General features: G+C 73.8%; 1 protein-coding gene. It reads left to right on the forward strand.

The genetic code is table 11. From position 1 onward, the window contains the following. A partial coding sequence (locus tag FVS66_RS00020) for an acyl carrier protein (RefSeq protein ID WP_149178860.1) occupies positions 1–561 on the forward strand: 561 nt, incomplete at both ends.

Genomic DNA, 561 nt, shown 5'->3' on the forward strand with positions numbered 1-561 from the left:
GGTCCGGCTGGACACGGCGGTGCTGCGGTCCCAGGCCAGGGCCGGGACGATCCCGGCCGTGCTGCGCGGGCTCGCACCCGCCCCGGCTCGGCGCGTGGAGGCCGGTGGATCACTCGCTCAGCGCCTGGCCGGCGTACCGGAGGCCGACCGTGAACAGGTCGCGCTGGAGCTGGTGCTGGCTCAGGTGGCAGGTGTGCTCGGACACGCCTCGGCCGACTCCATCGATCCCGGCCGTGCGTTCAACGAACTCGGCTTCGACTCGCTGAGCGCTGTCGAACTGCGGAACCGTCTCACGCAGGCCACCGGTGTGCGTCTGCCCGCCACGCTCGTGTTCGACCACCCGTCCCCCGTGGCGGTGGCACGCCTGCTGGTGGCGCAGATCGTGGTGGACTCCGCGAGCGTTCGCACGCGTGCGGCGCGGCCGCGGCGCGTCGACACCGATGAGCCCATGGCGATCGTCGGCATGAGCTGCCGCTTCCCCGGCGGGGTGACGTCGCCGGAGGAGCTGTGGGAGCTGGTGGCGTCCGGGCGGGACGCGATGGGCCCGTTCCCGGCCGACCG

The organism is Streptomyces sp. TRM49041, from assembly GCF_008271805.1.
Taxonomy (GTDB): domain Bacteria; phylum Actinomycetota; class Actinomycetes; order Streptomycetales; family Streptomycetaceae; genus Streptomyces.